The sequence below is a fragment of the Zobellella denitrificans genome (assembly GCF_002237365.1).
Lineage (GTDB): Bacteria > Pseudomonadota > Gammaproteobacteria > Enterobacterales > Aeromonadaceae > Oceanimonas > Oceanimonas denitrificans.
Map to the genome: position 1 here is coordinate 1 of NZ_NMUO01000128.1, position 8,212 is coordinate 8,212.

Here is an 8,212-nt window from a genome sequence, read left to right on the forward strand (position 1 = left end):
GCCGCCGCCGCCCCGAAAGCCGCAGCACCGGCCGCCGCCGCGCCTGCCGCCAAGGGCGACTTCGTCGAGAACAACGCCTATGTGCACGCCACCCCGGTGGTGCGCCGCCTGGCCCGCGAGTTCGGCGTGGATCTGTCCAAGGTCAGCCCGACCGGTCCGAAACAGCGCATCCTGAAGGAAGACGTGCAGAACTACGTCAAGGCCATCATCAAGAAGGTCGAAAGCCAGCCCGCGGGCGTGGCGGTGGCCGGCAACGGCCTGGAAGTGCTGGCCTGGCCCAAGGTCGATTTCGCCAAGTTCGGTGAAATCGAGGAAGTGGCGCTGACCCGCATCCAGAAGATCTCCGGTCCCAACCTGCACCGCAACTGGGTCAAGATCCCCCACGTCACCCAGTTCGACGAGACCGATATCACCGAGCTGGAAGAATTCCGCAAGAGCGAGAACGCCATCGCCGACAAGCAGAAGCTGGGTTACAAGATCTCCCCGCTTATCTTCATCATGAAGGCCGCCGCCAAGGCGCTGGAAGCCTATCCCAAGTTCTGCTCTTCCCTGTCGGAAGACGGCCAGAGCCTGGTGATGAAGAAGTACGTGCACATCGGCGTGGCGGTGGATACCCCCAACGGCCTGGTGGTGCCGGTGGTACGCGATGTCAACAAGAAAGGCATTCGCGAGCTGGCCCTGGAGCTGGGTGAAATCTCCAAGAAGGCCCGGGCCGGCAAGCTGACCGCCGCCGACATGCAGGGCGGCTGCTTCACCATTTCCTCCCTGGGCGGTATCGGTGGCACCCACTTCACTCCCATCGTGAACGCGCCGGAAGTGGCCATCCTGGGTGTGTCCAAGTCCAGCATCAAGCCGGTGTGGAACGGCAAGGAATTCGAGCCCCGCCTGATCCAGCCGCTGGCGCTGTCCTACGACCACAGGGTGATCGACGGTGCCGACGGTGCCCGCTTCATCACCATGCTGAGTGGGGTACTGAGCGACCTTCGCCGCTTGGCCCTTTAATGTGACAAGGCAGGCATAAGCCTGCCTTTTTACTTTCAATTTACAGGCAGAACAGTAAACTTTAGCCCGTTTATTTAGTAGTGGTCGTAATGAGTCTGGTCGAACCAGCAGCCGCTGCTTGAACGGGGCAAAAAAATCATAATAGAGGTCACCATGAGTCAAGAAGTCAAAGCTCAGGTTGTGGTACTGGGCGCGGGTCCTGCCGGCTATTCCGCCGCCTTCCGTGCCGCCGATCTGGGTTTGGAAACCGTACTGGTCGAGCGTTATTCAACCCTGGGCGGCGTTTGTCTGAACGTCGGCTGTATTCCTTCCAAGGCATTGCTGCATATCGCCAAGGTCATTGAAGAATCCAAGATGATGGCCAGCCACGGCGTGACCTTTGGCGAGCCCCAAATCGATCTGGACAAGATCCGCGGCCACAAGGAAAAAGTCATCGGCCAGCTGACCCAGGGTCTGGGCGGCATGGCCAAGATGCGTAAGGTCAAGGTGGTCAACGGCTTTGCCAAGTTCACCGGCGCCAACACCCTGGTGGTGGAAGGCGAGGGCGGCAACACCACAGTGACCTTCGACAACGCCATCATCGCGGCCGGCTCCCGTCCGATCAAGCTGCCCTTTATCCCCCACGAAGATCCGCGTATCTGGGACTCTACCGATGCCCTGGAGCTGAAGGAAATCCCCGAGAAGCTGCTGGTCATGGGCGGCGGCATCATCGGCCTGGAAATGGGCACCGTCTACCACGCCCTGGGCTCCAAGATCGACGTGGTCGAGATGTTCGATCAGCTGATCCCGGCCGCCGACAAGGATCTGATCAAGATCTTCACCAAGCAGGTGAAAGACAAGTTCAACCTGATGCTGGAAACCAAGGTCACCAAGGTGGAAGCCAAGGACGACGGCATCCATGTGACCATGGAAGACAAGAAGGGCGAAAGCAAGACCATCGCCTATGACGCCGTGCTGGTGGCCATCGGCCGTACTCCCAACGGCAAGCTGCTGGACGCGGAGAAGGCTGGCGTCAACGTGGACGAGCGCGGCTTTATCAATGTCGACAAGCAGCTGCGCACCAATGTGCCGCACATCTACGCCATCGGCGACATCGTGGGCCAGCCCATGCTGGCGCACAAGGGTGTGCACGAAGGCCATGTGGCCGCCGAAGTCATCGCCGGCATGAAGCACTACTTCGACCCGAAAGTGATTCCCTCCATCGCCTACACCGAGCCGGAAGTGGCGTGGGTGGGCGTGACCGAGAAGGAAGCCAAGGAAAAAGGCCTGAACTACGAAGTGGCCAGCTTCCCCTGGGCCGCCTCCGGCCGGGCCATCGCCTCCGATTCGTCCTACGGCATGACCAAGCTGATCTTCGACAAGGACACCCATCGCGTCCTGGGTGGCGCCACCGTGGGCACCAACGCCGGTGAACTGCTGGGCGAGATCTGCCTGGCCATCGAAATGGGTGCCGACGCCGAAGACATCGCCCTGACCATCCACGCCCACCCGACCCTGCACGAGTCCGTGGGCATGGCGGCCGAGATCTTCGAAGGCTCCATCACCGATCTGCCGAACCCCAAGGCCAAGAAGAAAAAATAAGTTTTTCCTGGTATCGGTATTGTCAGCGCCCGGCCCTTTGGCCGGGCGTTTTTGTTGTGCTTCTTCCCCCTGGTTTGTCCCCGGCGTGGTGCCTGTGGCGCCGCTGCCAGGGGGAGGGGCGGTTCGAGCCGGTTGCACGAATTGTTCCCGCCCCCGAACACCGGGTTGCCAGACTGGCAATGGCATTTGGTGAGGTGGCATTATCGGCTTCCGGCTTCCGGCTTCCGGCTTCCGGCTTCCGGCTTCCAGTCCCATTTGTGTCAAAGATCACCTTTTCCGACGAAAGACTTCACATCTTTGTCAATTAGCCGATATGGTTAGCAGTCACAACAACAATAACGATTTCCGACCAAGTAAAGGAATACGAGATGCTCTCTAAATTAGGCCATCTGAGTGTCAGGGTGAAACTGACCCTGGGCTTTGCACTGGTGCTGCTGGCGACCCTCACCACCGCCGCCATCAGTTTCTACACCCTGTCATCGGTGCTCGACCGGAGCCAGAAGCTGGAGCAGGCCGGCGCCATCGACCTGCTGTTCAGCAAGGCCCGCCAGCATGAGAAAAACTACCTGCTGCAGGACGATCCCGAAGAGCTCAACCGGGCCAAGGAGCTCGTGCAGCAGGCCCGGGCGCTGGCGGAAGAGCTGCAGCTGTCGCTGTCAGAGCCCGAGAACCAGGCCCTGGCCGAACAGATCCTGGACGGCACCCGCAACTTCGAGGAAGAGCTGACCCAGATGGCCAGCCTCAACGAAGACGCCCAGCGCCAGATTTTCGACCTCAACGGCATCGGCTTCTCCGCCCAGCAGCGGGCCGAGTACCTCAGCGCCAGCGACTCCAGTGCCATGAGCTGGCTGGTTCGGCTGGTGGGCATCCGCCTGACCCAGAAGGACTTCGCCCTGAGCCGGGACGAGATCGACGCCATGCAGCTTTCCTCCCGCCTGCGCGGCCTGCTGGTGACCCTGGAGAACCGGATCAACATGAGGCCCGACGAGGACGTGAAGGAACTGCATGAACTGCTCAAGCAGTTCCAACAGCAGCAGGAGCGCTTTATCGAGGCGATCAACGGCCTGGTGGCGGTGGAGGAGCGCATCGATGTCCTGGCCCAGGGCATCGCCGAGGGCGCCGCCACCCTGCTGGCCAACCAGCAGGCGAGCATGAGCCGGCAGAGTGACTGGTCGCGCATCATCATACTGTCGGTCACCGCCGCCGCCCTGGTGCTGGGCGTGTTGTTTGCCTGGCTGATCACCCTCGGCATCATCAATCCGCTCAAGCTGCTGGTGTCCCAGGCCAACCGCATCGCCGAGGGCGATCTGAGCCAGGATATCCGCCACCAGCGCAAGGACGAGCTGGGCCGGCTGATGGACCGGATGCAGACCATGACCCTCAACCTGCGCCAGCTGGTGTCCGAACTCAGCAACAGCGCCACCCATATCGCCACCTCGGCGGAAGAGCTGTCGGCGGTATCGGAGCAGACCCGCACCGGGGTCAACCAGCAGCGCATGGAGCTGGAGCAGGTATCCACCGCCATGAACCAGATGGCCGCCACGGTGCAGGAGGTGGCACGCCACGCCGAGACCGCCTTCGGCTCGGCCCGCACCGCCGACTCCGATGCCAGCGCCGGGGATCAGAAGGTGACCCTGACCATCGCCCATATCAACGAGCTGGCCGAGGAAGTACGTCGTTCCCTGGCCACCATCAACCAGCTGGAAAGCGAGAGCCTGAATATCGGCAGCATCCTCGATGTGATCAAGGGGGTGGCCGAGCAGACCAACCTGCTGGCCCTGAACGCCGCCATCGAGGCGGCCCGGGCCGGCGAGCACGGTCGCGGCTTTGCGGTGGTGGCCGACGAGGTGCGAGCCCTGGCGAGCCGCACCCAGCAGGCCACCTCCCAGATTGAAACCCTGATCCAGGGCCTGCAGAGCAAGGCTCAGGAATCGGTGACCATGATGGGCAAGAGTGCGTCCATGGCGGAGGAAACCGTGGCCATCGCCAACGAGGCCGGTGACTCCATCCATGCCATTACCCGCTCGGTGTCCGATATCCAGCAGATGAACAGCCAGATTGCCACCGCTTCCGAGCAACAGAGCTCGGTGGCGGAGGAGATCAACCGGTCGGTGTTCAGCATCCGGGAAGTGTCGGAGCATTCGGCGGCGGCCACCGAGCAGACCGCCTCCAGCAGCTCTGAGCTGGCCCGCCTGGGCACCGAGCTGCAGCGGCTGATCGGTCGCTTCCGGCTGCCGGCCTGATGCTGGGTGAGGGGGGAGGAGAGGGGCGTGAGGGGTAAAGGGTGAGGGGGACCTCATCCCTCTCACCTCACGCTTCACGTTTTATCTCGCCCTTCGGCGCCTTAGCAGCGGCCCTTCATCGCCTGGCCGGGCGGGCAGAAGCCGCCGCCTCGGTGGCGCTCGCCGTCGCTGATCCTGATGGTGGCGTCCCGGGTACGGAACTCCGCATCCCTGACCCCCAGGGTCGTGGAGCAGGCGCTGAGCCCGACCATCAGCAACACCGCTATGCACAGATTCTTCATGTTTTGCTCCCTTTGGTTCGGCGCGCCATTCTACTGTCACCGGCGGCGTGACGCAGCGGGATTTGGGCCGGCCACGGACGCCCTTCGTCGCAGCTCCGGCATCGGCGCCTATCCCCATTTCCCCTTTCCCGCCTTACAATGCAATCACCTTTTACTTGCCTGGTTGAACCGCCATGTATCGTTACCTGCTGCCCTTGCTCCTGTTGCTGGGGGCCCTGCCGGCCCAGGCCGAACGTCCCAGGGTCGCCCTGGTGCTCAGTGGCGGCGGCGCCAAGGGCGCGGCCCATGTGGGGGTGATCAAGGTGCTGGAAGCCAACCGCATTCCGGTGGACATCGTCACCGGCACCAGCATGGGCGCCTATGTGGCGGGCATGTATGCCCTGGGGCTGGATGCGGAGGAACTGGAGCGGCAGATGCTGAGCCTGGACTGGAGCCAGGGTTACCAGGACAAGGTGGGACGGGACGAGCTGTCGCTGCGGCGAAAGCGGCAGAACGACGAGTTCCTGTTGCGCACCGATATCGGCATAGACCCGCAGTGGCGGCTGAGCCTGCCCGGGGGCTTCTTCCAGGGCCAGGGCATGGGCGCCCTGTTGCGCCAGAGCACCCTGAACCTGCCGGGGCTGAACAGCTTCGATGAATTGCCCATTCCCTATCGCGCCGTGGCCACCGACATGGAAACGGTCACCCCCGTGGTGCTGGGCGATGGCCACCTGGCCACCGCCATGCAGGCGTCCATGTCGGTGCCCGGGGTGTTGCAGCCGGTTGAGGTTGGCAACCGGCTGCTGGCCGACGGCGGCGTGGTCAACAACATGCCGGTGGACGTGGCCCGGGAACTGGGGGCGGATATCGTCATCGCGGTGGATATCGGCGACGCCATGCTGTCCCGGGACCGGCTCGACAGCGCCCTGGCGATGATAGGCCAGCTCACCAACTACCTGACCCGTTCCAGCACCGAGCGGCAGAAGGCGCTGATGACAGAGCGGGATATCCTGCTGGCTCCCAATATCGGCGGTATCGGGGTGGGGGATTTCAACCTGATGCCGGACGCCATCGCCCGCGGCGAGGCGGCGGCCACCGTCATGCTGCCCCAACTGCAGGCCCTGGCGCTGAGCGAAGAGGAGTACCGGGCTTACCAGAGCCACAAGCTGGATCGGCGGGCCCAGTTGCAGCGTTCGGACGCCGTCTACCTGGATCGCATCCTGGTGGAGAATGACTCCGGCCTGAGCGAGGCGGTGATCCGCGACGTGCTGGGGGTGGTGCCGGGCCAGTTCCACCAGACCCGGGATCTGGAGGAGGGCGTGCGCCGCCTCTATGCCCTGGATGCCTTCGAGCGGGTCAGCTACCGCATCGAGGAGCGGGAGGGCGAGCAGGTGCTGACGGTGCAGACCAGCGAAAAGGGCTGGGGGCCCGGCTTCGTCGATTTCAAGTTCGCCCTGGAGGATGACTTCTCCAGCCGCTCCAACTACGAGATAGGCGCCCAGTTCCGCCGCACCAATATCAACATGCTGGGAGGGGAGTGGCTGGCGGAGGCGACCTTCGGCAGCAACAAGCAGCTGGCCTCCGAGTTCTATACCCCGCTCGATACCGACTACGACTTCTTCTGGAAGGTGCGGGGCGAATATGAAAAGCGCCGGCGTACCTTCTTCTTCGACGCCTCGGATCCGCAGGCCGAGCTGTTCCGGCCGCTGACCACCCTGGACTTCGACTACGCCACCTGGAGCCTGCTGAGTGAACTGGGCTACAACCTCCATCCCTGGAGCGAACTGGCCCTGGGCTTTCAGGGGCTGGTCGGTGACATCGAGGCGCGCAATATCGACGAACGGCTGGATATCGACTCGTTCGGGCCCTATGTGCGCTTCAGCCACGATACCCTGGACAACGTTTTCTTCCCCACTCGGGGCCAGGCGTGGGAGCTTCGCCTCGGTTACTATCGCAACAGCCTGGATCTCAATGGCGGCAAGGAGAGCGCGACCGGCCTGGATTACGATCTGGAGTGGCTGCGGCCCTATGCCTACGGTCGCCACACCCTGATCGGCAAGCTGGCCTTCGGCGGCTCCAGCGCCGAGCAGCCGGTGCCCACCTTCGCCCGCAGCCTGGGCGGCCTGTTCAACCTGTCCGGCTACCAGAGCGACCAGCTCAGCGGCCGTTACAGCGGCTTCGGTGGCCTGCTCTACCATTACCGCTGGTTCGACAACGACTTCGGCGCCTTCCGCTCGCCGGTATACCTGGGCGGCTCCCTGGAGCGGGGCGGGGTATGGAACTCGGGGGCGGAAGTCGGCTGGGACTCTTCGCTGACAGCCGGTAGTGTTTTTATCGGTGTGGATACCAACTGGGGGCCGTTATATCTGGCTTATGGCCATGGCGAAGGGGATAAAAACAGTTTTTATCTCTATTTTGGCAATCTGTTCAGTTTTTGATGTTAATGGCTTGTTGGTGGCAGGTGTCGGGTCGGATGTGCAAAAGCATATAAAAAACATGGGGTTAATTCATCATTCGACCAAAGGGTAGGGGGGCCGGATTTTAATTTGCGGTTAAAACTTATATACTGCTGCGGCGTCCGGACGGGACGCCAGCCCCCAACAAGGATATTCCCGCCCACGGTGGCGAATGATAATAAGAGGATACAGTCGTGCTTGAAGCCTATCGTAAACACGTCGAAGAACGTGCCGCTGAGGGAGTGGTCGCCAAGCCACTCGATGCAGAGCAAGTTGCCGCCCTGGTTGAATTACTCAAGAACCCACCCGCCGGCGAAGAATCCTTCCTTTATGAACTCCTTTCCACCCGTATCCCCCCCGGGGTCGACGAAGCCGCCTATGTGAAGGCCGGTTTCCTCGCCGCCGTGGCCAAGGGTGAGGTGAGCTCGCCCGTGGTCTCCCCCGAGCAGGCCACCGAGCTGCTGGGCACCATGCAGGGCGGCTACAACATCCAGCCGCTGATCGAACTGCTCGACGTCGCCGCCCTGGCGCCCATCGCCGCCAAGGCCCTGTCCCACACCCTGCTGATGTTCGATGCCTTCCACGACGTGGCCGACAAGGCCAAGGCCGGCAACGTCCATGCCCAGCAGGTGCTGCAGTCCTGGGCCGACGCCGAGTGGTTCCTGGGCCG

At 62.7% G+C, this 8,212-nt stretch carries 5 protein-coding genes and 1 pseudogene; 5 read left to right on the forward strand and 1 reads right to left on the reverse strand.

Annotation, left to right across the window (positions count from 1 at the left end):
- The 3 genes from CGX12_RS18055 to CGX12_RS18065 all read left to right on the forward strand — a co-directional run.
- Positions 1-1,002, forward strand: a 1,002-nt coding sequence (locus CGX12_RS18055) for a 2-oxo acid dehydrogenase subunit E2 (RefSeq protein WP_176442112.1), incomplete at its 5' end; no start/stop codon positions are given.
- A 153-nt stretch (positions 1,003-1,155) separates the two neighbouring features.
- Positions 1,156-2,583 (forward strand): dihydrolipoyl dehydrogenase, encoded by a 1,428-nt coding sequence (gene lpdA / locus CGX12_RS18060; RefSeq protein WP_094041236.1) that lies wholly within the window; start codon positions 1,156-1,158, stop codon positions 2,581-2,583.
- Between the two features lie 368 nt (positions 2,584-2,951).
- On the forward strand, positions 2,952-4,826 hold the full coding sequence (locus tag CGX12_RS18065; protein WP_094041238.1) for a methyl-accepting chemotaxis protein: 1,875 nt from the start codon (positions 2,952-2,954) through the stop codon (positions 4,824-4,826).
- A 101-nt stretch (positions 4,827-4,927) separates the two neighbouring features.
- Here the strand turns inward: CGX12_RS18065 and CGX12_RS18070 are convergent, their stop codons facing one another.
- The gene (locus tag CGX12_RS18070) at positions 4,928-5,107 is read right to left on the reverse strand and encodes a hypothetical protein (protein ID WP_094041240.1); all 180 of its coding nucleotides are present in this window, start codon (positions 5,105-5,107) and stop codon (positions 4,928-4,930) included.
- A gap of 173 nt (positions 5,108-5,280) precedes the next feature.
- Between CGX12_RS18070 and CGX12_RS18075 the strand changes: the two genes are divergently transcribed.
- Both CGX12_RS18075 and CGX12_RS18080 read left to right on the forward strand, forming a co-directional pair.
- Entirely contained in the window at positions 5,281-7,524 is a 2,244-nt protein-coding gene (locus tag CGX12_RS18075; protein WP_094041241.1) for a patatin-like phospholipase family protein, read from the forward strand.
- A 212-nt stretch (positions 7,525-7,736) separates the two neighbouring features.
- Positions 7,737-8,212 (forward strand): annotated as a pseudogene (locus CGX12_RS18080) (bifunctional aconitate hydratase 2/2-methylisocitrate dehydratase); the annotation flags it as partial.

What these genes read in the sequence shown, in the direction of transcription:
- CGX12_RS18070 (WP_094041240.1), bottom strand. Translation starts at nt 5,107, where the DNA reads ATGAAGAATCTGTGCATAGCGGTGTTGCTGATGGTCGGGCTCAGCGCC.
- CGX12_RS18065 (WP_094041238.1), top strand. Translation starts at nt 2,952, where the DNA reads ATGCTCTCTAAATTAGGCCATCTGAGTGTCAGGGTGAAACTGACCCTG.
- CGX12_RS18075 (WP_094041241.1), top strand. Translation starts at nt 5,281, where the DNA reads ATGTATCGTTACCTGCTGCCCTTGCTCCTGTTGCTGGGGGCCCTGCCG.
- lpdA (WP_094041236.1), top strand. Translation starts at nt 1,156, where the DNA reads ATGAGTCAAGAAGTCAAAGCTCAGGTTGTGGTACTGGGCGCGGGTCCT.